24 protein-coding genes are annotated in these 24,595 nt (G+C 72.1%); 13 read left to right on the top strand and 11 right to left on the bottom strand.

What is annotated here, in order from left to right:
* The first annotated feature begins 51 nt into the window (after positions 1 to 51).
* Entirely contained in the window at positions 52 to 1,731 is a 1,680-nt protein-coding gene (gene ibuL, locus ACIRGB_RS08265) for an isobutyrate:CoA ligase IbuL (protein ID WP_403860082.1), read from the top strand.
* Positions 1,728 to 3,338 (top strand): linear/branched/unsaturated fatty acid:CoA ligase LbuL, encoded by a 1,611-nt coding sequence (lbuL, locus tag ACIRGB_RS08260; RefSeq protein WP_403860079.1) that lies wholly within the window; start codon positions 1,728 to 1,730, stop codon positions 3,336 to 3,338. The genes ibuL and lbuL overlap by 4 nt, the downstream gene beginning before the upstream one ends.
* Positions 3,339 to 3,357: 19 nt before the next feature.
* Here lbuL and ACIRGB_RS08255 read toward each other — a convergent pair whose 3' ends face one another.
* On the bottom strand, positions 3,358 to 4,044 hold the full coding sequence (locus ACIRGB_RS08255) for a hypothetical protein (protein WP_403860077.1): 687 nt from the start codon (positions 4,042 to 4,044) through the stop codon (positions 3,358 to 3,360).
* Between the two features lie 147 nt (positions 4,045 to 4,191).
* Between ACIRGB_RS08255 and gcl the strand changes: the two genes are divergently transcribed.
* Positions 4,192 to 5,976: a glyoxylate carboligase gene (gene gcl / locus ACIRGB_RS08250; RefSeq protein WP_403860074.1), complete on the top strand. Its 1,785-nt coding sequence runs from the start codon at positions 4,192 to 4,194 to the stop codon at positions 5,974 to 5,976.
* Positions 5,977 to 6,048: 72 nt separating this feature from the next.
* Here the strand turns inward: gcl and ACIRGB_RS08245 are convergent, their stop codons facing one another.
* The 5 genes from ACIRGB_RS08245 to ACIRGB_RS08225 form a co-directional block, all read right to left on the bottom strand.
* Positions 6,049 to 6,675, bottom strand: coding sequence for a TIGR04222 domain-containing membrane protein (locus ACIRGB_RS08245; RefSeq protein ID WP_403860071.1), 627 nt, complete (start codon positions 6,673 to 6,675; stop codon positions 6,049 to 6,051).
* 55 nt (positions 6,676 to 6,730) lie between these two features.
* Positions 6,731 to 6,985 (bottom strand): hypothetical protein, encoded by a 255-nt coding sequence (locus ACIRGB_RS08240; protein WP_403860068.1) that lies wholly within the window; start codon positions 6,983 to 6,985, stop codon positions 6,731 to 6,733.
* A gap of 427 nt (positions 6,986 to 7,412) precedes the next feature.
* The gene (locus ACIRGB_RS08235) at positions 7,413 to 8,876 is read right to left on the bottom strand and encodes a catalase (RefSeq protein ID WP_403860065.1); all 1,464 of its coding nucleotides are present in this window, start codon (positions 8,874 to 8,876) and stop codon (positions 7,413 to 7,415) included.
* Positions 8,877 to 9,071: 195 nt separating this feature from the next.
* A complete protein-coding gene (locus ACIRGB_RS08230; RefSeq protein WP_403860062.1) occupies positions 9,072 to 9,962 on the bottom strand; it encodes a 2-hydroxy-3-oxopropionate reductase in 891 nt (296 codons plus the stop codon).
* Positions 9,963 to 10,011: 49 nt separating this feature from the next.
* Positions 10,012 to 10,851: a TIM barrel protein gene (locus ACIRGB_RS08225; RefSeq protein ID WP_403860059.1), complete on the bottom strand. Its 840-nt coding sequence runs from the start codon at positions 10,849 to 10,851 to the stop codon at positions 10,012 to 10,014.
* A 141-nt stretch (positions 10,852 to 10,992) separates the two neighbouring features.
* On the opposite strand from ACIRGB_RS08225, the gene ACIRGB_RS08220 reads away from it, so the two are divergent.
* From ACIRGB_RS08220 to ACIRGB_RS08185, 8 genes are all read left to right on the top strand, one after another.
* Positions 10,993 to 11,259: a hypothetical protein gene (locus tag ACIRGB_RS08220; protein WP_403860056.1), complete on the top strand. Its 267-nt coding sequence runs from the start codon at positions 10,993 to 10,995 to the stop codon at positions 11,257 to 11,259.
* Positions 11,256 to 11,624, top strand: a complete 369-nt coding sequence (locus ACIRGB_RS08215; protein WP_403860053.1) for a helix-turn-helix domain-containing protein — start codon at positions 11,256 to 11,258, stop codon at positions 11,622 to 11,624. Before ACIRGB_RS08220 ends, ACIRGB_RS08215 begins: the two co-directional genes overlap by 4 nt.
* A gap of 149 nt (positions 11,625 to 11,773) precedes the next feature.
* Entirely contained in the window at positions 11,774 to 12,289 is a 516-nt protein-coding gene (uraD, locus tag ACIRGB_RS08210) for a 2-oxo-4-hydroxy-4-carboxy-5-ureidoimidazoline decarboxylase (RefSeq protein WP_403860050.1), read from the top strand.
* Entirely contained in the window at positions 12,286 to 12,687 is a 402-nt protein-coding gene (uraH, locus tag ACIRGB_RS08205; RefSeq protein WP_403860046.1) for a hydroxyisourate hydrolase, read from the top strand. Before uraD ends, uraH begins: the two co-directional genes overlap by 4 nt.
* A gap of 8 nt (positions 12,688 to 12,695) precedes the next feature.
* Complete coding sequence (gene pucL, locus ACIRGB_RS08200; RefSeq protein WP_356362357.1) at positions 12,696 to 13,631, top strand: factor-independent urate hydroxylase; 936 nt, start codon at positions 12,696 to 12,698, stop codon at positions 13,629 to 13,631.
* A 67-nt stretch (positions 13,632 to 13,698) separates the two neighbouring features.
* The gene (locus ACIRGB_RS08195) at positions 13,699 to 15,111 is read left to right on the top strand and encodes a nucleobase:cation symporter-2 family protein (protein ID WP_403860043.1); all 1,413 of its coding nucleotides are present in this window, start codon (positions 13,699 to 13,701) and stop codon (positions 15,109 to 15,111) included.
* 72 nt (positions 15,112 to 15,183) lie between these two features.
* Complete coding sequence (locus ACIRGB_RS08190; protein WP_403860040.1) at positions 15,184 to 16,572, top strand: 8-oxoguanine deaminase; 1,389 nt, start codon at positions 15,184 to 15,186, stop codon at positions 16,570 to 16,572.
* 237 nt (positions 16,573 to 16,809) lie between these two features.
* Positions 16,810 to 18,198 carry a nucleobase:cation symporter-2 family protein gene (locus ACIRGB_RS08185; RefSeq protein ID WP_403860037.1) on the top strand — a complete coding sequence of 463 codons (1,389 nt, stop codon included), beginning with the start codon at positions 16,810 to 16,812 and terminating at the stop codon, positions 18,196 to 18,198.
* Positions 18,199 to 18,871: 673 nt separating this feature from the next.
* On the opposite strand, the gene ACIRGB_RS08180 is transcribed toward ACIRGB_RS08185, so the two are convergent.
* Positions 18,872 to 20,308, bottom strand: coding sequence for an MFS transporter (locus ACIRGB_RS08180; protein ID WP_403860034.1), 1,437 nt, complete (start codon positions 20,306 to 20,308; stop codon positions 18,872 to 18,874).
* Positions 20,309 to 20,407: 99 nt separating this feature from the next.
* Here ACIRGB_RS08180 and ACIRGB_RS08175 point away from each other — a divergent pair, with 99 nt between their 5' ends.
* Entirely contained in the window at positions 20,408 to 20,809 is a 402-nt protein-coding gene (locus ACIRGB_RS08175) for a winged helix-turn-helix transcriptional regulator (protein WP_403860031.1), read from the top strand.
* A gap of 34 nt (positions 20,810 to 20,843) precedes the next feature.
* On the opposite strand, the gene ACIRGB_RS08170 is transcribed toward ACIRGB_RS08175, so the two are convergent.
* The 4 genes from ACIRGB_RS08170 to ACIRGB_RS08155 are packed head-to-tail and all read right to left on the bottom strand — an operon-like array spanning position 20,844 to position 23,853.
* The gene (locus tag ACIRGB_RS08170; RefSeq protein ID WP_403860028.1) at positions 20,844 to 21,266 is read right to left on the bottom strand and encodes an acyl-CoA thioesterase; all 423 of its coding nucleotides are present in this window, start codon (positions 21,264 to 21,266) and stop codon (positions 20,844 to 20,846) included.
* A 54-nt stretch (positions 21,267 to 21,320) separates the two neighbouring features.
* Positions 21,321 to 21,971, bottom strand: a complete 651-nt coding sequence (locus tag ACIRGB_RS08165) for a hypothetical protein (protein ID WP_403860025.1) — start codon at positions 21,969 to 21,971, stop codon at positions 21,321 to 21,323.
* Between the two features lie 47 nt (positions 21,972 to 22,018).
* Positions 22,019 to 22,618 (bottom strand): histidine phosphatase family protein, encoded by a 600-nt coding sequence (locus ACIRGB_RS08160; protein WP_403860022.1) that lies wholly within the window; start codon positions 22,616 to 22,618, stop codon positions 22,019 to 22,021.
* A 26-nt stretch (positions 22,619 to 22,644) separates the two neighbouring features.
* The gene (locus ACIRGB_RS08155; protein ID WP_403860019.1) at positions 22,645 to 23,853 is read right to left on the bottom strand and encodes a pyridoxal phosphate-dependent aminotransferase; all 1,209 of its coding nucleotides are present in this window, start codon (positions 23,851 to 23,853) and stop codon (positions 22,645 to 22,647) included.
* An 87-nt stretch (positions 23,854 to 23,940) separates the two neighbouring features.
* Here ACIRGB_RS08155 and ACIRGB_RS08150 point away from each other — a divergent pair, with 87 nt between their 5' ends.
* Positions 23,941 to 24,594, top strand: a complete 654-nt coding sequence (locus ACIRGB_RS08150; RefSeq protein ID WP_403860016.1) for a winged helix-turn-helix transcriptional regulator — start codon at positions 23,941 to 23,943, stop codon at positions 24,592 to 24,594.
* The last annotated feature ends 1 nt before the right edge of the window (position 24,595 follow it).

Here is a 24,595-nt window from a genome sequence, read left to right as displayed (position 1 = left end):
TTAGACGATGGCACCGAGCCGCCCGGCAAGGTCCGGCACCGAGGAGGACAGATGACGACGGCCACGGAGCTGTTCCGCAGCGCACGGGACTTCCTGCTGGAACACCGCGAGGACTACACCGCCGCCTACGAGGGGTTCCGGTGGCCCCGCCCCGAGCACTTCAACTGGGCGCTGGACTGGTTCGACGTCATCGCCGACGGCAACGACCGCACCGCCCTGCACATCGTCGAGGAGGACGGCCGCGAGGTCCGGGTCTCCTTCGCCGAGATGTCCGCCCGCTCCGACCGCGCCGCCAACCGCCTGCGCGAGTGGGGCGTCGGCCCCGAGGACCGCATCCTCGTGATGCTCGGCAACCAGGTGGAGCTGTGGGAGACCGCGCTGGCCGCGATGAAGCTGCGCGCGGTCGTCATCCCGGCCACCACCCTGCTCGGCCCCGCCGACCTGCGCGACCGCGTCGACCGGGGCCGGGTGAAGCACGTGATCGCGCGGGCCGAGGACACCGGCAAGTTCGACGACGTGCCCGGCGACTACACGCGCGTCGCGGTCGGCGGCGACGGGGCGACGGCGCCCGGCTGGCGGTCCTACGCGGACGTGTACACGGCCTCCGACGCCTTCACCCCGGACGGCCCGACCGCCGCCGACGACCCGCTGATGCTGTACTTCACCTCCGGCACCACCGCCCGCCCCAAGCTGGTCGAGCACACCCACGTGTCCTACCCCGTGGGGCACCTGGCGACCATGTACTGGATCGGGCTGACCCCCGGCGACGTGCACCTGAACATCTCCTCGCCCGGCTGGGCCAAGCACGCCTGGTCGAACCTGTTCGCGCCGTGGAACGCCGAGGCGACCGTCTTCCTGTACAACTACACGCGGTTCGACGCGACCCGGCTGATGGCCGAGATGGACCGGGCCGGGGTGACCACCTTCTGCGCCCCGCCCACCGTGTGGCGCATGCTCATCCAGGCCGACCTGGCGCAGCTCGCCACCCCGCCGCGCGAGGTCGTCGCCGCCGGTGAGCCGCTCAACCCCGAGGTGATCGAGCAGGTCCGCCGCGTGTGGGGCCGGACCATCCGGGACGGCTTCGGGCAGACCGAGACCGCCGTCCAGGTCTCCAACAGCCCCGGCCAGGTCCTGAAGACCGGCTCGATGGGCCGCCCCAGCCCCGGCTACCGCGTCGAGCTGCTCGACCCGGTGACCGGCGCGCCCGGCGCCGAGGAGGGCGAGATCGCCCTCGACCTGTCCGCGCGCCCCGTCGGCCTGATGACCGGCTACCACGGCGACCCGGACCGCACGGCCGAGGCGATGGCCGGCGGCTACTACCGCACCGGCGACATCGGCGCCCGCGACGCGGACGGCTACCTCACCTACGTGGGCCGGGCCGACGACGTGTTCAAGGCCAGCGACTACAAGATCAGCCCCTTCGAGCTGGAGAGCGCCCTGCTGGAGCACGAGGCGGTCGCCGAGGCCGCGGTCGTACCCGCCCCGGACGAACTGCGCCTCGCGGTCCCGAAGGCGTACATCGTGCTCGCGGCCGGGTGGGAGCCGGGACCCGACACCGCGAAGGTGCTCTTCGAGCACTCCCGCCGGGCCCTCGCCCCCTACAAGCGGGTGCGCCGCCTGGAGTTCGGGGACCTGCCCAAGACCGTCTCCGGCAAGATCCGCCGCATCGAGCTGCGCGAGGCCACGGCCGCCGGTTCCGCGAACGAGTACCGCGAGGAGGACTTCCGGTGACCGCCCTCTCGTACGCCCACGGCACCAGCACCACCCCGCTGCTCGGCGACACCATCGGCGCGGACCTCGCCCGCGTGATCGCCGCCCACCCGGACCGCGAGGCCCTCGTCGACGTGCCGTCCGGACGGCGCTGGACCTACGCCGAGTTCGGCGCCGCCGTCGACGAGGTGGCGCGGGGCCTGCTCGCGAAGGGCGTCACCAAGGGCGACCGGGTCGGCATCTGGGCGGTCAACTGCCCCGAGTGGGTCCTCGTCCAGTACGCCACCGCCCGCATCGGCGTCATCATGGTGAACGTCAACCCGGCCTACCGGGCGCACGAGCTGGAGTTCGTGCTCCGGCAGTCCGGCATCACCCTGCTGGTCGCCTCGCTCGCCCACAAGAGCAGCGACTACCGGGCGATCGTGGAGCAGGTCCGCGGCCGGTGCCCCGCGCTGCGCGAGACCGTCTACATCGGCGACCCGTCCTGGGACGCGCTCACCGCGGGTGCCGCCGCGGTGCCGCAGGAGCGGGTCGAGGCGCTCGCCGCCGAGCTGAGCTGCGACGACCCGGTCAACATCCAGTACACCTCCGGCACCACCGGCTTCCCCAAGGGCGCCACCCTCTCCCACCACAACATCCTCAACAACGGCTACTGGGTGGGCCGCACGGTCGGCTACACGGAGCAGGACCGGGTCTGTCTGCCGGTGCCCTTCTACCACTGCTTCGGCATGGTCATGGGCAACCTCGGCGCCACCTCCCACGGCGCCTGCATCGTCATCCCCGCCCCGTCCTTCGAGCCGGCGGCCACGCTGGAGGCGGTGCAGCGGGAGCGGTGCACGTCCCTGTACGGCGTCCCGACGATGTTCATCGCGGAGCTGAACCTGCCCGACTTCGCCTCCTGGGACCTCACCTCCCTGCGCACCGGCATCATGGCGGGCTCGCCCTGCCCGGTGGAGGTGATGAAACGCGTGGTCGCCGAGATGCACATGGAGCAGGTCTCCATCTGCTACGGCATGACCGAGACCTCCCCGGTCTCCCTCCAGACCCGCATGGACGACGACCTCGAACACCGCACCGGCACCGTCGGCCGCGTCCTGCCCCACATCGAGGTCAAGGTCGCGGACCCGGTCACCGGCGTGACCCTGCCGCGCGGCGAGGCGGGCGAACTGCGCACCCGCGGCTACAGCGTGATGCTCGGCTACTGGGAGGAGCCCGAGAAGACCGCCGAGGCCATCGACCCGGGCCGCTGGATGCACACCGGCGACCTCGCGGTGATGCGCGAGGACGGCTACGTGGAGATCGTCGGCCGCATCAAGGACATGATCATCCGGGGCGGCGAAAACATCTACCCCCGCGAGGTCGAGGAGTTCCTGTACGGCCACCCGAAGATCGCGGACGTGCAGGTCGTCGGCGTGCCGCACGAGCGCTACGGCGAGGAGGTGCTGGCCTGCGTCGTCCCGCGCGACGCCGCCGACCCGCTCACCCTGGAGGAGGTCCGCGCGTACTGCGAGGGGCGGCTCGCCCACTACAAGGTGCCCAGCCGCCTCCAGCTCCTCGACTCCTTCCCGATGACCGTGTCCGGCAAGGTGCGCAAGGTGGAACTGCGGGAGCGGTACGCCCGCCCGTAGCCCCCGGTAACCCGACGACTCAGCCGGCCGTGGCGTCCAGCGCCACGGCCGGCGCGTTCGCCGGGCGCGGCACGCCCGACGGGTCGAGCACGAACAGCGCGACGTCCAGCAGGTCGCCACGGACCCGGGCGTCCTCGGTGTACCCGGCGAGCGAGAAGTAGACGCCCCGCGCCGACTCCGCCATCGCCGTCAGCCACAGGCACTCCACGTCCCGCACCGAGGCCGGGCCCGCCGTCGGGTCCACCTGGACGGCGACGCCGGGTGCGGCGAGGCCGATGCCGGCCGGGGGACGCTGCTCGGCGCGGCGCACGTCCCGGTAGCCCAGCCCGCGCAGGTACAGGACGGCGGCGGTGACCGCGTCACGGGCGGTGCGGATCGGAACGGCCCGGTGCGCCGGGACCCGTGACCCCGGAGTGCGCCCGGACCGGCCGGTGGCGGCCGGGTCCACCGGCACGCACAGCACCGTCCCGCAGGGGCAGCCCAGCTCCGGGCGCGGCCACCGGCTCTCGGCTCCGCAGGCCGCACAGCGCACCCCGATCCACTCCTCGTCCCACGCCCGGTGGGTGACCGCGGTCGCGGCCCGGCGCGGGTCCAGTTCCGGGGCCACGGGCGCCCCGCACGCACAGGGGTACGACGGTGCCGTGTAGCGGTGCCGGCGCCCGCAGGCGGTGCAGCACACCGAGATGGTCTCGGACATGACCCCCATCGTCCTCTCTTGACGGCCCCCGGCCGCCCACTTACATTACTTCCAGATCGTAGAAAACAAATTTCGCTATACGGAAGTTGCTACGGAAGAAGCTCACCGCGGGGCGCGACGGGAGTGCGAATCCGACAGCCGGATCAGGAGTACTCGATGGCTCGTATGACCGCTGCCCGAGCGGCAGTTGAGATCCTCAAGCGCGAGGGCGTCACCGACGCGTTCGGTGTGCCCGGTGCGGCGATCAACCCCTTCTACGCCGCGCTCAAGGCGTCCGGCGGCGTCCAGCACACCCTGGCCCGCCATGTCGAGGGCGCCTCGCACATGGCCGAGGGCTACACCCGCACCAACCCCGGCAACATCGGCGTCTGCATCGGCACTTCGGGACCGGCCGGCACCGACATGATCACCGGTCTGTACTCGGCGATCGGCGACTCGATCCCGATCCTGTGCATCACCGGCCAGGCGCCGACCGCGGTGATCCACAAGGAGGACTTCCAGGCCGTCGACATCGCCTCGATCGCCAAGCCGGTCACCAAGATGGCGGTCACCGTCCTGGAGGCCGCGCAGGTCCCCGGCGTCTTCCAGCAGGCCTTCCACCTGATGCGCTCCGGCCGTCCCGGCCCGGTCCTGATCGACCTGCCGATCGACGTCCAGACGACCGAGATCGAGTTCGACCCGGACACCTACGAGCCGCTCCCGGTCTACCGCCCCCTCGCCACCCGCGCCCAGATCGAGAAGGCGATCGGCCTGCTCAACGCCGCCGAGCGCCCGCTGATCGTGGCCGGCGGCGGTGTCATCAACGCCGACGCCGCCGACCTGCTGGTGGAGTTCGCCGAGCTGACCGGCACCCCGGTCGTGCCGACCCTGATGGGCTGGGGCATCCTGCCCGACGACCACGAGCTGAACGCCGGCATGGTCGGCCTCCAGACCTCGCACCGCTACGGCAACGCGACCTTCCTGGAGTCCGACTTCGTCCTCGGCATCGGCAACCGCTGGGCCAACCGCCACACCGGCAAGCTGGACGTCTACACGGCCGGCCGGAAGTTCGTCCACGTCGACGTCGAGCCGACCCAGATCGGCAAGATCTTCGCCCCGGACTACGGCATCGCCTCCGACGCCAAGGCGGCCCTGAAGCTGTTCGTCGAGGTCGCGAAGGAGCTGAAGGCGGCCGGGAAGCTGCCCGACCGCTCCACGTGGGCCGCCTCCGCGCAGGAGCGCCGGGCCACCCTCCAGCGCCGTACGCACTTCGACGACATCCCGATCAAGCCGCAGCGCGTCTACGAGGAGATGAACAAGGCCTTCGGCCCGGAGACCCGGTACGTCTCCACCATCGGCCTCTCCCAGATCGCCGGCGCCCAGATGCTGCACGTCTACCGGCCCCGGCACTGGATCAACTGCGGCCAGGCGGGACCGCTCGGCTGGACCGTCCCGGCCGCCCTCGGCGTCGCCAAGGCCGACCCGGACGCCCAGGTCGTGGCGCTCTCCGGCGACTACGACTTCCAGTTCATGCTGGAGGAACTGGCCGTCGGCGCGCAGCACAAGATCCCGTACGTGCACGTCCTGGTCAACAACTCCTACCTGGGCCTGATCCGCCAGGCCCAGCGGGCGTTCGAGATCGACTTCCAGGTCAACCTGGAGTTCGAGAACATCAACTCGCCCGAGCTGGGCGTCTACGGCGTCGACCACGTCAAGGTCGCCGAGGGCCTGGGCTGCAAGGCGATCCGGGTGACCGACCCGAACGAGCTGGGCGCGGCCCTGGAGCAGGCCAAGAAGCTGGCCGCCGAGCACCGGGTGCCGGTCGTCGTCGAGGCGATCCTGGAGCGCGTCACCAACATCTCCATGTCGGGCACGAACGACATCTCCAACGTGGTGGAGTTCGAGGAGGTGGCCACGGAGCCGGGGCACGCCCCGACCGCGGTCAGGACGCTGAAGGTCTGACACACCACCCAGCGCCGAGCACCGGGAGCGGCCCGTCCCCCTGAGGGGCGGGCCGCTCCCGCGTGTGCGCGCTCAGTCCGGGCCGCCGCCCGCGTGGTCCCCGTGGCCCGTGCCGCCGCCGTCGCCCGAGGCCGGGTCCTCGTGCGCGGCGCGCCACCTCGGGAACCCGCCCCGGCCCCACGAGAAGCGCACGCCGTCGGCCGGGGCGCCCGGGTCCGTCAGGCCGGCCCGCAGGGCGAAGCGCGGCAGGAGCAGGCGCAGGGCGGCGTCGCCGTGCAGGGCGACCGCGAGCAGCGTGTCCTCGTCCGTCAGCCCGTGCCCGACCGCCGGCAGCGGGTGCCGCTGGCGCCAGAACTCCACGTGCCGCCGGGCGCCGCGGGTCGGCCTGAGCCGCGGGTGACCGAGGAGCCCGTGCTCCGCGAGCGGGATGCGCGCCAGGGCCAGGGCCAGGCGCACGTCCGGGTGCCGTACCAGTTCGCGCGCGGTGAGCGGCTCGTGCAGACAGTCCAGGACGGTGCCCTCGAACGGGCCCAGCCCCGCCGGCTCCGGTCCGGTCGCGCACAGCGTCCCGCGGGGGCCGGTCTCGACGGCGCCCCGCAGATGCAGGGCGACCACCGCCACCGTGACGGCCGCCCGTGGCCCGCCGCCCAGCAGCGCGACCTCGTGCGGCTCCCACCCGATCCCCGTGCCACCGTCCACGACACCACCCCCGTGCGCCCCGTGCTGCCGGGGTTGTGCCCGCCGCGGGGGACTCCTACGCCCGCTCTCGGCCACCGGGCTGCTCGTGCAGCCCCGGCCAGTCCTCCGGGCCGCCGCCCTGCCACTCGACCAGGTCGCTCGACTCGACGTCGGTCACGTACAGGTCGGCCAGCCGCAGCAGTTCGGCGACGTCGTCGATGTGCGAGGCCACGCCCAGCGTCTCCGCGCCGGAGGTGACCCGGCGGGAGCCGTCCAGGGCGGGGGAGTGGACCACGATGTGCGGGTGCTCGGGTGGGTGCGCCGTTGCCATGCCTCCAGGCTGCTGCGCGGGAGCGGAATCCGCACCCGGTGCACGCCGAGCAGCGCCGGATGCGGGACCGTCCGCATCCGGCGCTGCTCAGCCGGTGAAGGTTCTTCACATGGTGTCCGTCCGGCGGCGCGAGGCTGGGCGCGACAGGTCGTTCGCGCCGCCGGACGGGGCTTGTGGGCCTCTCGGCACGAGAGGCGGGGGTGGCTGGGACCGCGGCGGTGCGACGGGCCGGAACGGCTCCTCCCCTCAGGTCGTAGGAGAAGCGTCCGTGCCCTTCACCACCGCACTGGCTCGCTGGCCGCCGCGGTCCTCGCCCTGCCCGCGCCGGCACCTGGCGGTCACCCCTCATCCGGGCCGCTTCGATGCCTGCGCGGGCCGCGCACACGGCCCCGGCCTCCCCGCCGGGTTCCGTGCGCGAGCCGGTGGGTCAGTCCTCGCGCAGGGCGCGGACCGCCTCCTGAACGCGCTTGCCGTACTCGGGGTCGGCCGCGTGGAAGTGCGCGAGGTTCTTCTCGACGACATCGTTGCGCGAGACCTGGGACAGGCCGCCGGCCAGGTTGGCGACCAGCCGCTGCTTCTCGTCCTCGCTCATCAGCCGGTACAGCGCACCGGCCTGCACGAAGGGGTCGTCCTTGGTGTGCAGCGGCGCCTCGTGGGTGCCGGTGTGCCCGGAGACCGCGAGCGGGGCCGCCAGCGGACGGCCGGTCTCGGCCGGGCCGTCGTAGGAGTTCGGCTCGTAGTTCTTGGCGTACCGGCCCTGCGGGTTGGACGCCATCAGGCCGTCGCGGCCGTAGTTGGCGGCGCCGCCGGGCACGGCCTTGGGGGCGTTCACCGCGAGCTGGGTGTGGTTGACGCCCAGGCGGTAGCGGTGGGCGTCGGCGTAGGCGAACAGGCGGCCCTGGAGCATCTTGTCGGGGGAGGGGCCGATGCCCGGCACGAAGTTGTTCGGGGAGAACGCGGCCTGCTCGACCTCCGCGAAGACGTTGTCCGGGTTGCGGTCCAGCACCAGCTTGCCCACCCGCCGCAGCGGGTAGTCGGCGTGCGGCCACACCTTGGTCACGTCGAACGGGTTGAAGCGGTAGTTCGCCGCCTCGGCCACCGGCATCAGCTGCACGTGCAGCGTCCAGGACGGGTACACGCCCCGCTCGATCGCCTGCACCAGGTCCGTCTGGTGCGAGGTCGGGTCCTCGCCCGCGAGCTTGGCGGCCTCTTCGGCGGTCAGGCAGCGGATGCCCTGGTCGGTCTTGAAGTGGTACTTGACGAAGAAGGACTCGCCCTTGGCGTTCGTCCACAGGTAGGTGTGCGAGCCGAAGCCGTCCATGTGGCGGTACGACGCCGGGATGCCGCGGTCGCCCATCAGCCAGGTCACCTGGTGCGTGGCCTCGGGGGAGTGCGCCCAGAAGTCGAAGACGTTGTCCGGCTCCTGGCGGCCCGTGAACGGGTCGCGCTTCTGGGAGTGGATGAAGTCGGGGAACTTGATCGGGTCCTTGATGAAGAACACCGGGGTGTTGTTGCCGACGAGGTCGTAGTTGCCCTCCTCGGTGTAGAACTTCACCGCGAAGCCGCGCGGGTCGCGCACCGCGTCCGCGCCGCCGAGGGAGTCGGCCACGGTGGAGAAGCGCAGGAAGACCTCGGTGCGCTTGCCGACCGTGTTCAGGAAGTCGGCGTGCGTGAAGCCGGTGACGTCGTCGGTCACCTCGAAGTGGCCGTAGGCGCCGGAGCCGCGGGCGTGCACGACACGCTCCGGGATGCGCTCCCGGTTGAACCGGGCGAGCTTCTCGATGAGGTGCTGGTCCTGGATCAGGAGCGGGCCGCCGATGCCGGCGGAGGCGGAGTTCTGGTTGTCGGCGACCGGGGCACCGGACTCGGTGGTGAGCACGCGCTGCGACATCGTGGACCTTCCGTGACCTGCTGAGCGAGGGTTCAGCGGAAACTGGTTTCCGCTTCGTGGAGCTTAGGTGTGGAGCCTAGATTTGGGACCGTGGCACGTCAACAGTTTGTTGAAGTGGGTTCCGGGCGGCGCCGCCGCTCGGGCGCGACATGACAGGTGTCAGCGGCGGCGCCACCCGGAGGTCTCGGGGGTGCGTCAGACCTGGGCGCCGGAGAGACGCTCCACGGCCCGCAGCAGGGCCGAGTGGTCCAGGCCGCCGTCGCCCTGGGCGCGCAGGGAGGCGACCAGCTGGGCGACCACGGCGCCGACCGGCAGCGCGGCACCGACGTTGCGGGCGGCGTCGGTGACGATGCCCATGTCCTTGTGGTGCAGGTCGATGCGGAAGCCCGGCTTGAAGTCGCGGGCGAGGAAGTTGTCCTTCTTCCGCGTCAGCACGGTCGAGCCGGCCAGACCGCCGTTGAGGACGTCCAGGGCGGCCTTCAGGTCCACGCCGGACTTCTCCAGGAAGACCACGGCCTCGGCGCACGCCTGGATGTTCACGGCGACGATCAGCTGGTTGGCGGCCTTCACGGTCTGGCCCGAGCCGTGCGGACCGCACAGCACGATGGTCTTGCCGAGCGCCTCCAGGAGCGGCTTGGCCTCGTCGAAGTCGGCCTGCTCACCGCCGACCATGATGGACAGCACGGCCTCGATGGCCCCGGCCTCGCCGCCGGAGACCGGGGCGTCCAGGACGCGGACGCCCTTGTCCTTGGCGGCCTTGGCGAGGTCCACCGAGGTCTGCGGGGTGATCGAGGACATGTCGATCAGCAGCGCGCCGGACCGCGCGTTCTCCAGGATGCCGTCGGGGCCGTAGGCGATGGCCTCGACCTGCGGCGACGCGGGCACCATGGTGACGATCACATCGGCGTCGCGCACGGCCTCGGCGATCGAGCCGGCCGCGGTGCCGCCGGCGGCGGACAGGCGGTCCAGCTTCTCCTGCTCCAGCGTGTAGCCGGTGACCTGGTAACCCGCCTTGATCAGGTTCTCGGACATGGGGGAGCCCATGATGCCGAGACCGACCCAGGCGACCTTGGGGAGCGTGCTCATGATGGGTACCTCTCTGAAAAATCTGTGGAGAATTCCTGCGGGGTGGCGCTCAGCGGGCCGCGCGGGCCCCGGCCGGCAGCCAGGAGAAGGACTGCGCGCTGGGGTCGTCGCCGGGCTTGTACTCCAGGCCGACCCAGCCGTCGTACCCGGCCTTCCTCAGGCGGTCGAGCAGCTCCTCCAGCGGGAGGGAGCCCGTACCGGGGGCGCCGCGGCCCGGGTTGTCGGCGATCTGCACATGGCCGGTCTTCGCGGCGTAGGCGTCGATCACCTGCGGCAGGTCCTCGCCGTTCATGGACAGGTGGTAGAGGTCCATGAGGAACTTGGCGTTGCCGAGCCCGGTGGCCTCGTTGACCTTGTCCACGACCCCGATCGCGGCCGGTGCCGACACCAGCGGGTACAGCGGCGACTCGGGCGCGTTGAGCGCCTCGATCAGCAGGATCGCGCCGATCCGGTCGGCCGCGCGGGCGGCGAGGACCAGGTTCTCCAGCGCGAGCCGGTCCTGCTCGGCCGGGTCCACGCCCTCGACGCGGTTGCCGTACAGGGCGTTGAGCGCCGTGCAGCCCAGGGACTTCGCGAAGTCGGCGGCCACGTCGATGTTGGCGCGGAAGCGGTCCGACTCCTCGCCGGGGACCGACAGCGCGCCGCGGTCGGGTCCGGGCAGCCGCCCGGCGTAGAAGTTCAGGCCGGTGAGCTGGACGCCCGCGTCCTCGATGGCCGACTTCAGGGCGTCGAGTTCGGACTGCTCGGGGGTGGGCGAGTCGATCCAGGGCCACCACAGCTCGACCGCGGTGAAGCCGGCCGCGGCGGCGGCCGCGGGACGCTCCAGGAGCGGGAGTTCCGTGAAGAGGATCGACAGGTTGACGTTGAAGCGCTGATCTGCGAAGCCCATCGGGTGCCGCGCTCCCTTCCGTTTCGATCGTTATTCCGCATTACGGAAGTTCGTTTCTGCGTAATGGAAGATTGCCGGTGGAGTGCGGCCCTTGTCAAGAGGGGGCGGCGCAATGCGGTCACCCCGCGTTAGGTTGACCGCGTGCGATTGAGAGTGGAGTTCACGACCGAACCCTTCGACCTGGACCAGGCGCCCGCGCACGCGGTGGTGGCCCGGGAGGTCGTCGAGGCCGCCGAGCTGGACGCGGTCGACGTCGGCCCGTTCGGCAACACCGCCGAGGGCGGCGCCGACCGGGTGCTCACCGCCGTGGACGCGCTGCTGCGCCGCTCCCTGGAGGCCGGCGCCACCCGGATCTCGCTCCAGGTCAACGTGGTCGCAGAAGACACCGAGCCAGGGGGTGAGCGGTGACCGGCCCCGCCGAGGAGCCGTTCATCGCGGCCGTCAAGCCGCTGGTCGACGCCATGGGCGGCGAGATGCTGCCGCCGGACGAGGCCGGCCTGGAGGACGTCGTGCTCTCCTGGGAGGGCACCGACGTCGTCGCCGTACGCCTGCCCCAGCTCGCCGACTCCCTGGACCACATCCTGGCCGCCATGGAGCGCCGGCAGGGCAGGCCGCTGGCCGACCTGGACCGCAGGACCAAACAGGAGGTCGTACGGGCCCTGGAGGCGCGCGGCGCCTTCGCCGTACGGCACGGCGTGGAGACCGTCGCGAGCGCCCTCGGCGTCAGCCGCTTCACCGTGTACAACTACCTCAACCGCGAGAAGGGCACCTGACCTGCACGGTTCCCGACCCTCTCGCGCCGCCGTCCGGTCACCGGGCGGCGGCTTTTCTGACCCCGAATTTTCAACAAAGTGTTGACGGCTTGTTTCCGAGGGCGTTAGCTATCGGCACGCCCGCTCAGCACAAGGCCACGGAGGCTCCCGTGACGTCCACTTCCGCGTCGGGCCTGGCCCGTTTCAACACCCTCGAGGAGTCCGCGGCACGCGCCGAACTCCACGAGGCGTGCGCCTCCACGGCGTGGGCCCGGCACCTGCTCGCCGCCCGCCCCTTCGCCACCGCCGAGGACCTGTACGCCGCCAGCGACGCCGCCATGGCCGAGTTGAGCGCGGAGGACCTGGCGGAGGCGATGGCCGGACACCCGCCGATCGGCCGTCCCAAGCCGGGCGATGCGACCTCGTCCCGCGAACAGGCGGGCATGGCCGGCGCCGCCGAGGACCTCAAGGCGGAGATGCTCGAACTGAACCTGGCCTACCAGGAGAAGTTCGGCCACGTCTTCCTCATCTGCGCCACCGGCCGGACCGGCGAGCAGATGCGGGACGCGGCTCTGGAGCGGATCGGCAACTCGCCCGAGCAGGAGCGGGAGATCGTCCGCGCCGAACTGGGGAAGATCAACCGCATCCGCCTGACCCGACTCGTCGAACAGGACGCCCGACCATGAGCACCAGCACCACCGCCTCCGTGTCCACGCACATCCTGGACACCAGCGTCGGCCGCCCCGCCGAGGGCGTCGCCGTCCACCTCGCCGCCCGCGCGGGCAGCGATGCGGACTGGCAGCAGCACGGCGGCTCCGCGACCGACGCCGACGGCCGGTGCAAGGACCTCCCGGCCCTGCCGGAGGGCACCACCCACGTACGGCTCGACTTCGACACCGAGACGTACTTCGCCAAGAAACAAGCCGCGGCCCAGCAGGACGCCCCCGCGCTCCGGGACAGCGAGAACGGCCGGCCCGTGTTCTTCCCCGAGGTCACCATCACCTTCGCGGTGGTGCCCGGCGAGCACTACCACGTTCCGCTGCTGCTCAACCCGTTCGGCTACTCCGTTTACCGAGGGAGCTGACCGACACCATGACCCGTTTCGTCCTGGGACAGAACCAGTACGGCAAGGCAGAGAACCGCGTCGTCAAGATCACGCGTGACGGCGACACGCACCACATCAAGGACCTGAACGTCTCCGTCGCCCTGTCCGGCGACATGGAGGAGGTCCACCGCAGCGGTTCCAACGCCAACGTCCTGCCGACCGACACCACCAAGAACACGGTGTTCGCCTTCGCCAAGGAGCACGGCATCGAGAGCGCCGAGGACCTCGGCGTCAAGCTCGCCCGCCACTTCGTGGACAACAACGACCCGATCCACCGGGCCCGCATCCGCATCGAGGAGTACGGCTGGGAGCGGATCGAGACGTCGAAGGGCGGCGCCCGCTTCGTCGGCGCGGACGAGATCGCCCACTCCTTCGTCCGCACCGGCCAGGAGACCCGCGTCGCGCAGATCACCTACGACGGCCACGGCATCCAGGTGCTCTCCGGCTTCAAGGACCTGACCGTCCTGAACTCGACCAACTCCGAGTTCTTCGGCTTCCTCAAGGACAAGTACACGACCCTCCCGGAGGACCACGACCGCATCCTCGCCACCACCGTCTCCACCTGGTGGCGGCACAACTGGGACGGCATCGACTCGCACGCCCCCGACTGGGACCGCTCCTACGGCGGGGTGCGCAAGCACGCGCTCCAGGCGTTCGCCGAGACCTACTCGTACTCGCTCCAGCAGACCCTCTTCGAGATGGGTGTGCGGGTGCTCAACTCCCGCGACGAGGTCGACGAGATCCGCTTCTCGATGCCCAACAAGCACCACTTCCGCTCGGACCTGTCGCCCTTCGGGATCGACAACGAGGCCAAGGACGGCGCCGTGTACTACGCCGCCGACCGCCCCTACGGCCTGATCGAGGCCACCATCCTGCGCGACGGCGCCGAGCAACTCATCCCGGTCGACATGACCAACCTCTGACGCGGCAGGCGCGCCGCCGGCCCGGCCCCCCCCGGGGCCGGCGGCCCGCCACACCGGAGGAAACACCATGGCACTGCCTGCGAAAGGGCCCGCCACCGGCCCTGGCACCACCCCGCCGGTGCACATCGAGGACGCCGTCACGTCCGTGCACCCGGTCGACGAGAAGCTCCATCCCTCGCGGCTCGTTCCCGCCGCGCTCCAGCACATCGCCGCCATGTACGCGGGCGTCGTCACTCCTCCGCTCATCATCGGCCAGGCCTGCGGCCTGGACCTGGAGGGCCGCACCCGGCTGATCGCGGCCTCGCTGCTGATCGCGGGCGTCGCCACCCTGCTCCAGACCCTCGGCGTCAAGGGCTTCGTCGGCAACCGCCTGCCGTTCGTCAACGCCGCCTCCTCGGCCGGCATCGCGCCCATCCTCGCCATCGTCGAGACCAACGCGAAGGGCAGCCAACTCCCCGCCGTCTACGGTGCGGTGATGGTCGCCGGGGTCTTCTGCCTCGCCGTCGGCCCGTTCTTCGGCCGGCTCCTGCGCTTCTTCCCGCCACTGGTCACGGGTGTCGTCATCACCCTCATCGGCGTCACGCTGATGCCGGTCCCGGTCGGCTGGGCCCAGGGCGGCGACAAGACCGCCGCCGACTTCGGCTCGATGCGCAACCTCGCGCTCGCCGCCTTCACCCTCGCCGTCATCCTCGTCATCCAGCGCTTCGGCCAGGGCTTCGTCAAGCAAGTGGCCCTGCTCTTCGGCCTGTTGATCGGCACCCTGGCGGCCATCCCGTTCGGCATGGCCGACTTCGGCGCCCTGAGGTCCGCGCCGGTCGCCGCACTGCCCACGCCCTTCGCCTTCGGCGCCCCCGAGTTCCAGCCCGCGGCCATCCTGTCGCTGTGCATCGTCATGCTGGTCCTGATGACGGAGTCGTCCGCCGGCATGCTCGCCCTCGGCGAGATCTGCGACCGCCGCGCCGACGCCAAGGTCGTCACCCGCGGCCTGCGCACCGACGGCCTCGCCACCCTGATCGGCCCCGTCTTCGGCGGCTTCCCCACCTCCGCCTTCGCCCAGAACGTCGGCGTCGTCTCCCTCACCCGGGTGCGCAGCCGCTACGTCGTCGCCGTCGCCGGTGCCACCCTGCTGGTCCTCGGCGCCTTCCCGGTCCTCGGCGCGGTCGTCTCCCTGGTCCCGATGCCGGTCCTGGGCGGCGCGGGCATCGTGCTGTTCGGCTCGATCGCGGTCAGCGGCATCCGCACGCTCTCCGAGGCCGGGCTGGACGACAGCTCCAACATCATCCTGGTCGCGGTGGCGCTCGGCGCGGGCATCATCCCGCTGGCGGCGCCCACCTTCTACGCCGAGTTCCCCGCCTGGGCCCAGACCGTGCTGGGCTCCGGCATCAGCGCCGGAGCGATCGTCGCGGTCGCCCTCAACCTCTTCTTCCACCATCTCGGCACCCGGAGCCGCCACCCGGTCCCGGCACTCGAATCCTCCTAGGGTCCTGCCGTGCCCTCCCCGCGGGTACCCGACTCCCCGCCCACGGGCCCCACCGAAAGGCAAGGAAGCAGCATGGCAGCAGCATCGGCACCCGGACGCACCGTCATCGAGAACTGCGCGATCGCCACCGTGGACGCGGGCGACACCGAGTACGCCTCCGGTCACCTCGTGCTCGCCGGCCACCGGATCGAGTCCGTCGGCGCGGGCGGGGCACCCCAGGACCTGGAGAACGTGGTACGCCGGATCGACGCGACCGGACACCTGGTCACCCCCGGACTGGTCAACACCCACCACCACTTCTACCAGTGGCTCACCCGGGGCCTGGCCACCGACCACAACCTGTTCGACTGGCTGGTCGCCCTGTACCCGACCTGGGCGCGCCTCGACGAGCCGATGGCGTACGCGGCGGCCCAGGGCTCCCTCGCCGTGATGGCCCGCGGCGGCGTCACCACCGCCGCGGACCACCACTACATCCACCCGCGGGGCGCCGGCGACCTGTCCGGCGCGATCATCCGCGCCGCCCGCGAGATCGGCGTCCGCTTCACCCTCGCCCGCGGCTCCATGGACCGCGGCGAGTCCGACGGCGGGCTGCCGCCCGACTTCGCGGTGGAGAGCCTGGACGACGCGCTCGCCGCCACCGAGGCCACCGTCAGGGAACACCACGACCCCTCCTTCGACGCGATGACCCAGGTCGCCGTCGCGCCCTGCTCGCCCTTCTCCGTCTCCACCGAACTGATGCGCCAGGGCGCCGAGCTGGGCCGCCGGCTCGGCGTACGGCTGCACACCCACGGCTCGGAGACCGTGGAGGAGGAGAAGTTCTGCCACGAGCTGTTCGGCATGGGCCCCACCGACTACTTCGAGTCCACCGGCTGGCTCGGCGAGGACGTGTGGATGGCGCACTGCGTCCACATGAACGACTCCGACATCGCCGCCTTCGCCCGCACCGGCACCGGCGTCGCCCACTGCCCGTCCTCCAACGCCCGCCTGGCCGCGGGCATCGCCCGGGTCCCCGACCTGCTCGCCGCCGGCGTCCCGGTCGGTCTCGGTGTCGACGGCACCGCCTCCAACGAGTCCGGCGAACTCCACACCGAACTCCGCAACGCCCTGCTGATCAACCGCCTCGGCGCCCACCGCGAGGCCGCGCTGGACGCCCGCAAGGCGCTGCGGCTTGGCACCCACGGCGGCGCCCGGGTCCTCGGCCGGTCCGCCGAGACCGGCTCCCTGGAGGCGGGCAAGCTCGCCGACCTGGTGCTGTGGCGGATGGACACCCTCGCCCACTCCTCGATCGCCGACCCGGTGACCGCCCTGGTCTTCGGCGCCCCCGCCCCGGTCACGGCGTCGTTCGTGAACGGACGGCAGATCGTCGAGGACGGCAGGCTGCTCACGGCCGACGAGGACGCCCTCGCCCGCTCCACCCGCGACGAGGCACGACGCCTGGCGCGGATCGCCGCGCAGGGCTGAACCCCGTACAACAGAACACCACTTGATCTCCGGCCGGGAGGGACGGCTCCCGGCCGGTAACCGTGGACCCGAGCGGGGTCCACGGTGACCTGCTCCGGGGCGTGCGCCCCTGCGCGCATGCCCCGGAGCGGTCTCCCGTTTCCCCGAACGGTCCGTCCGGGTCCCGCACGACCACCAGTTCCACCTCCCTGACACCCACGTCAGAGCCGACGTGTAACCGACCGGAGGAACGCCGCCGTGGCCGACCACCCTGTTGACGAGAAACTCCCGCCACTCAAAATGGCGACGACCGGCCTGCAACACGTGGCCGCCATGTACGCCGGGGTCGTCGCCCCACCCCTGATCGTCGGCGCGGCCATCGGCCTGAGCGCCTCCGAGCTGACCTTCCTCACCGGCGCCTGCCTGTTCACCGCGGGCCTGGCGACCTTCCTCCAGACCCTGGGCATCTGGAAGATCGGCGCCCGGCTGCCCTTCGTCAACGGCGTCACCTTCGCCGGTGTCGCCCCGATGACCGCGGTGGTCGCCTCCACCGACGACAAGTCCGACGCGCTGCCGATCATCTTCGGCGCCGTCATCGTCGCCGGACTCCTCGGCTTCTTCGCCGCCCCCATCTTCTGCAAGGCGATCCGCTTCTTCCCGCCGGTCGTCACCGGCACCGTCATCACCCTCATCGGCATATCCCTGCTGCCGGTCGCCTTCGGGTGGGCGCAGGGACCCGCCCCGGCGGCCGACGACTACGGCTCGTCCACCAACCTGGGCCTGGCCGGTATCACGCTCGTCATCGTCCTGCTCCTGCGCCGCTTCACCCGCGGCTTCGTCAAGCAGATCGCCGTGCTGCTCGGCCTGGTCGCGGGCACGCTCGTCGCCATCCCGTTCGGCGCCACGGACTTCGGTCCGGTCGCGGACGCGGCCGTCGTCGGCTTCCCGACGCCGTTCCACTTCGGGGCCCCGCAGTTCCAGGTCGCCGCGATCATCTCCATGTGCGTGGTGATGGTGGTCTCGATGACCGAGTCCACCGCCGACATGCTCGCCCTCGGCGAGATCGTGGACCGTCCGGCCGACGAGAAGACCATCGCGGCCGGCCTGCGCGCCGACACCCTGGGCTCGGCCCTCAGCCCGGTCTTCAACGGCTTCATGTGCAGCGCCTTCGCCCAGAACATCGGCCTGGTCGCGATGACGAAGATCCGCAGCCGCTACGTCGTCGCGGTCGGCGGCGGCTTCCTGGTCCTGATGGGCCTGTGCCCGATGGCCGCCTCGCTCATCGCCGTCGTCCCGCGCCCGGTGCTGGGCGGCGCCGGCGTGGTCCTGTTCGGCTCGGTCGCGGCCAGCGGCATCCAGACCCTGGTCCGGGCGAGCCTGGACAAGGACAACAACGTCCTGATCGTGGCGGTCTCGCTGGCCGTCGGCATCATCCCGATCGCGGCGCCGGACTTCTACCACGCGTTCCCGGAGAACGCGAGGATCATCCTGGACTCGGGCATCTCCACCGGCTGCGTGGCCGCGGTCCTGCTCAACCTGGTCTTCAACCACATCGGCGGCCGGGACCGCGACGCGGAGGACGTCACCCACCCGATGGAGGCGGGAAACGAGATCACCGAGTCGTCCCGGGCCGCCGCAATGCCGTGACCCGCACGCCCGACCCACCGACGCGGGCGGGGGTCCGGCACCTCTGACCAGGACCCCCGGCCCCCTGCCCGCACCACCGGCCCTCCAGCCTTGCCGGGGCTGCCCCCCCGTCTCCGATTCAGTCGGGGCCGCCCCGCCGGTCACCGGTCCTGCCGCTGACCCGCCCGCGGGTTTCCGGCTCCGCCGAGGACCGTTCCGCCGGTCCTCGGTCCCACCCGGTCGTGGCTTCTGCCGGTCCGGTTCCGCCGGTCGTGGCTTCTGTCGGTCTGGTTCCGCCGGGTTGTGGCTCCCACCGGTCCGGTCCCGCCGGGTTGTGGCTCCTGTCGGTCCGGTCCCGCCGGGTTGTGGCTCCTGTCGGTCCGGTCGCGCCGGGTCGTGGTTTCTGCCGGTCCGGTCCCGTCCGGTTGTGGCTCCCGCCGGTCCGGTCCCGCCGGGTTGTAACTCCTGTCGGTCCGGTCGCGCCGGGTTGTGGTTTCTGCCGGTCCGGTCCCGTCCGGGCGTGGCTCCCGCCGGTCGCCGTCCCCGGTCGGGAGCCTTTCGGCCGGCCGTGGGTCCCGGGCGGGCGCCGGGCGGTCGCACCGTGGCCGCGTCCCTGCCCCTGCCCGGTCACCGACCGACCGCCCCCCCTGGGGACGGCCCGTCACCGACCGTCCGCCCCCCCGGGCCCGGCCGGTCACCGCCGACGCGCCGAGCGGTCCCGCAGTACCGCCGCCGCCAGGACCAGGGCGGCCACCGCGATCGAGGCCGCCACTCGGAAGGCGAGCTGATACCCCTCGGCCGTGGCCGGCACCGCCGCCGCACCCTCGCCGAGCATCCCCTCGGTCCGGGCCGCCGCCAGGGCCGACAGCGCCGCCAGACCCAGCGAACCGCCCACCACCTGCGTGGTGTTGAACAACCCGGACGCCAGCCCCGCGTCCTCCTCGCGCGCCCCCGACATCGCCAGCCCCGTCAGCGCGGGCATCGCCGCGGCGAAGCCCACGGCGAGGAGCAGCATCGGCGGCAGTACGTCCGCGAGGTAGGCGCCGCCCACCGGCGCGCGGCTCAGCAGTGCCATCCCGACGACGATCAACACCAGCCCGGCCAGCAGCACCCGGTACGCCCCGAACCGGCCGATCGTGCGGGCGGAGAGCCCCAGCATCAGCACGCCGATCAGGACCGGCGCCGGCACGAACGCCATCCCCGTCGCCAACTCCCCGTAGCCCAGCACCCGCTGGAGATACAGCGCGCCGATGAACTGGAAGCCGTACATCGTCGCCACCATCAGCACCTGCACGGCGTTCGCCCCCGTCAGCAGCCGCGAGCGGAACAGCCGCAGCCGCAGCAGCGGACGGGCGGCCCGCGCCTGCCGCACGGCGAACGCGACGAACAGGGCGAGCGCGGCCAGGGCGAGGAGCACGGTGGTGACGGCGCCCAGCCGGCCGGCGCCGGTGATCGTGTACACCGTCAGCATCAGCGCCCCCGTGACCAGGGCCGCCCCGGAGTAGTCCACACCGCGGCCGGGGCCCGTGCCCTCGTCGGGGGCGAGGACCCGGACCGCCGCCGCCCAGGCGGCCACCCCGATCGGCAGGTTGATCAGGAAGATCCAGTGCCAGCTCAGCGCCTCGGTCAGCGCCCCGCCGAGGAAGGTGCCGAGCGCCCCGCCCGCCGCGCCGACCGCGCTGAACACCGCGATGGCGCGGGCCCGCTCGCGCGGCTCGGGGAAGAGCGCGACCACCATCCCGAGCACCACGGCCATCGTCATCGCGCCGCCGACCCCCTGGACGGCGCGGGCCGCGACCAGCACCTCCCGCCCGGTGGCCACCCCGCACAGCACGGAGGCGGCCGTGAACAGCGCCAGACCGGCGGTGAACATCCGCTTGCGGCCCACCAGGTCGCCGACCCGGCCCGCCAGCAACAGCAGCCCGCCGAACGGGATCAGATACGCGTTCACGATCCATGCCAGGCCCGGCCCCGTGAAGCCGAGATCGCGCTGGACGGCGGGCATGGCGACCGTGACGATGTTGCCGTCCAGGATCGTCATCAGCGCCCCCGTGCACAGGACGACGAGCGACGTCCAGCGGGAGTACGTCCGCCCGCGTGCCGCCGCCGGGGACTCGGTCGTGATCGTCATGGTGACGTGGCCTCCGTTCTCCGCGCACCCCCTCGGTGCACGACTTGTAACGGGGGCCATCGTGGGTAACCCTGGAGCCCGGCATAAGGAGGCAGTTCGATGTCCCAGAGGAACACCGGTGTTACCTCCCAGGTGGTGAACGCGCACGCGTGCCCGGTCCGGGAAGTTCTTGACAGGGTCGCGGGGAAGTGGAGCGTCCAGATCCTGGTCGCCGCGGCGCACGGCCCGATCCGGTTCACCGAACTGGAGCGCGGCATCGAGGGCATCAGCCGCCGCATGCTGACCCTGACGCTGCGCAACCTGGAGCGCGACGGCCTGGTGACCCGCACCGTCCACCCCACGGTGCCGCCGAAGGTGGAGTACGCCCTGACACCCGTGGCCCGGGAACTGCACGAGTCGCTGCAACAGCTGACCGACTGGGCCGAGCGCAACCGGCACTACATCGCCGACTCCCGCGCGACCTACGACATCGAGCACGACCCGGAGCTGACGGACGCCTGACCCGGCCGGACCCGTCGAGACGGCCGCGCCGGGCCTACAGCCCGAACAGCTCCGGCCGCGCCGCCAGTTCCTTGAAACGCTGCCGCGGGTCCGGCACCAGCCTGCGCTCGCCCAGGTCCATCAGCCCGCCGACGGCCTCGACCTCGGCGGCGACGGTGCCGTCCGCCTTGGTGACGAGCTGCCGGATCCGGAAGGTCTTGCCCTCGCCCCACTCGAAGGCACAGCTCACCGTGACCTCGTCACCGGCGAGCAGCTCCCGCCGGAACCGGATGGTCGTCTCCAGGGCCACCGGCCCGACCTGGCGGGCGACCAGGTCGGCCTGCCGGATCCCGGCCGCCTGGAGCATCGACCAGCGGGCGTGCTCGGCGTAGTTCAGGTAGACCGACTGGTTCAGGTGGCCCTGGGTGTCGGTCTCGTACCCGCGCACGGTCACCGGTACGGAAAACGGCTCGCTCACCGCTGCTGCCTCTCGTCGCACACGTACGGACGGACCGATCCTGACATGCGGGCGTCACACCTTCCGCGGGGAGGCCAGCAGATAGCGGGCCCGGGTGCGCGGCTCGGTGTGCTCCCCGACCTGCCAGCCGGCCCGCTCCAACGTCGCCGCACAGGCCCGCAGCGCGCCGCCGTCCGGCGCGTACACGGCGACGGCCTCCGGCTGCGGGGTCGCCCGCACCCGGTATCCGTCGTCGCCGTCCGGTCCGGCCGGGCGGTGCCCCGCCGCCTCCAGGGCCAGCGCGGCGGCCCGCACCAGATGCGACCGCTCCCAGGCGCACGGCCGGTCCGTGCTCCCGTCGGGATGCGTCATCCGGCGCAGCTCCAGCAGCCCCTGCCAGGCGCCGCGCACCTCCCGCAGCCGCGCGGGTCCCGAGTCGCCCGGGACGGCCTCCTCCCCGCCGACCCGCGCGGCGAACACACCCCCGGCATCCGGCGCGGCGGGCGCCTCGGGCGGCTGCGCCACCGATTCCGGGTCGGCTGCCGCCTCCCGTATCCGGTGCCCGGCCGGGGTCAGAAAGTGGTCGTGCGGCGGGCGCGGGTGCCGGAAGGCGAGCCCCCGCTTCACCAGCGCCGCGAGCTGGGCCGGCGTACCCCGCAGCCGTCCGGTGCCGGGATCGGCGGCGTCGATGACACGCCGCTGCGCGGCGGTGGGCGACAGGGCCACGGCGTGCCCCCCTTCTCTCGTCGGCTCACCGGTGACGCCTTCGAAGACTACGACGGGGGTCTGACATTCCAGGCGGCGATCACCGGCCGCCCGTGTTCCGTGCCCAGCCGGCACAACGTGCCCGTGCCCAGCTGGAACAGCGCTCCGTGCGACGCCGGGAGGCCCAGGTGCCGGGCGGTCAGCACCCGCAGGAAGTGCCCGTGCGCCACCAGCACCACGCACCCCTCGGTGTTGGCGAACGCCGCCTCCACCGTGGCCAGCACCCGGTCGGCCCGCTCGCCCACCTGCTCGGGCGTCTCCCCGGGGTGGTCCGGCGGCCCGGGAGCCACTCCGTCCGTGAACAGGAACCAGTCAGGACGGCTCCGGTGGATCTCGACGGTCGTGATCCCCTCGTAACCGCCGTAGTCCCACTCGTGCAGGTCCGGCTCGACGCGCACGTCGTGCAGCCCGATCAGCTCGGCCGTCTCCCGGGCCCGCTGGAAGGGGCTGACGAAGACCGCCCCGATCCGGTGCGACCGGATCAACGGCACCAGGCTCCGTGCCTGCTCCCGCCCCTTCTCGGTCAGCGGGACGTCCGTCAGCCCGGTGTGCCGCCCGGAGCGCGACCACTCGGTCTCACCGTGCCGGACCAGAAAAAGATCACCCATGCCCCCAGGCTACGACCGCGACGCCGCTACTGTCGGTAACCGCTCAGGAAGCGCCCGATCCGCCCGATCGCCGCCTCCAGGTCCTCCGCGTGGGGCAGCGTCAGGATGCGGAAGTGGTCCGGGCTCGGCCAGTTGAAGCCGGTGCCCTGGACGACCTGGATCTTCTCCCGCAGCAGCAGGTCCAGGACGAACCGCTCGTCGTCGTGGATCTTGTGCACGGCCGGGTCGATGCGCGGGAACGCGTACAGCGCGCCCTTGGGCTTGACGCAGGACACCCCGGGGATCTCGTTGAGCTTCTCCCAGGCCACGTCCCGCTGTTCGTGCAGCCGTCCGCCGGGGGCGGTCAGCTCGCGGATGGACTGGCGGCCGCCGAGCGCGGCCTGGATGGCGTACTGGGCGGGCGCGTTGGCGCACAGGCGCATGGAGGCCAGCATGGTCAGGCCCTCCAGATAGTCCTTCGCGTGCTGCTTCGGGCCGGTCACCACCAGCCAGCCGGAGCGGAAGCCCGCCACCCGGTACGTCTTGGACAGGCCGCAGAAGGTCAGCACCACCAGGTCGGGGGCGAGGGAGGCGGCCGAGTGGTGCACGGCGTCGTCGTACAGGATCTGGTCGTAGATCTCGTCGGCGAAGACCATCAGGCCGTGCCGGCGGGCGAGGTCGAGGATGCCCTCGACGATCTCCTTGGGGTAGACGGCGCCGGTGGGGTTGTTGGGGTTGATGATGACGACCGCCTTGGTGCGGTCGGTGATCTTCGCCTCCATGTCGGCCAGGTCCGGGTACCACTCCGCCTGCTCGTCGCAGAGGTAGTGCACCGCCCTGCCGCCCGCGAGGGTGGTCACCGCCGTCCAGAGGGGGAAGTCGGGGGCGGGGATCAGCACCTCGTCGCCGTCCTCCAGGAGGGCCTGTACGGCCATGGAGATCAGCTCCGAGACGCCGTTGCCGAGGAAGACGTCGTCCACGTCCACCTCCAGGCCGAGCGCCTGGTAGCGCTGGGCGACGGCCCGGCGGGCGGAGAGGATGCCGCGCGAGTCCGTGTAGCCGTGCGCCTGGGGCAGCATGCGGATCATGTCCTGGACGATCTCCTCGGGCGCCTCGAAACCGAAGAGGGCCGGGTTGCCGGTGTTCAGGCGCAGCACGCTGTGCCCCGCCTCCTCCAGCGCGTTGGCGTGCTCGATCACCGGGCCGCGGATCTCGTAGCAGACCTCGCTGAGCTTGTTCGACTGCCGGAACTCCATGCGCGGCTTCCCCTCCGGAATCTGGTGTTGCTTGGTTTTACCAAGTAGCAGCTTGGAAAGTCCAACAACTTGTCTACACTGCGTCGTATGTCACCTCGCCGTAGCTACGACCAGTACTGTTCCGCCGCCCGCGCGCTCGACGCCGTCGGCGACCGCTGGACCCTGCTGATCGTCCGGGAGCTGCTCGCCGGTCCGCGGCGCTACACCGACCTGCACGCCGACCTGCCCGGCGTCAGCACGGACGTCCTCGCCTCGCGGCTCAAGGACATGGAGCGCGAGGGACTGACGACCAGGCGCCGGCTGCCCCCGCCCGGCGCGGCGTACGTCTACGAACTCACCGCGCGTGGACGCGCCCTGCTGCCCGTCCTGGAGGCGCTCGGCGCCTGGGGCGCCGGGGAACTGGGGGAGCGGCGGCCCACGGACGCCGTACGCGCGCACTGGTTCGCGCTGCCCCTGCTGCGCGCGCTGCGGGAGGCCGGGGCGGACGAGGGGCTGGTCGAAGTCCGGTTGGAGGAGGGGGAGTTCCACCTGTACGCCGACGCGGCGGCGCGGGACTCGGCGGAGGGGCCCGTGTACGGCGAGGGGTCCGCACCCGGGGAACCCGACGCCCGGCTCGTCCTGGACGCCGTGACGTGCGTCGCCCTCGGGCGCGGTGAGATCGGCCTGCGGGAGGCGGTGCGCGACGGCCGCGTCGAGGTGACCGGCGACGGCCCGGCGGCCAAGGCGCTGCGGGAGGGGTGAG

The sequence above is a fragment of the Streptomyces sp. NPDC102490 genome (assembly GCF_044765285.1).
Taxonomy (GTDB): Bacteria; Actinomycetota; Actinomycetes; order Streptomycetales; family Streptomycetaceae; genus Streptomyces.
The sequence above is the reverse complement of the archived record's forward strand: the minus strand, read 5'-3'. Positions and strand labels throughout refer to the sequence as shown.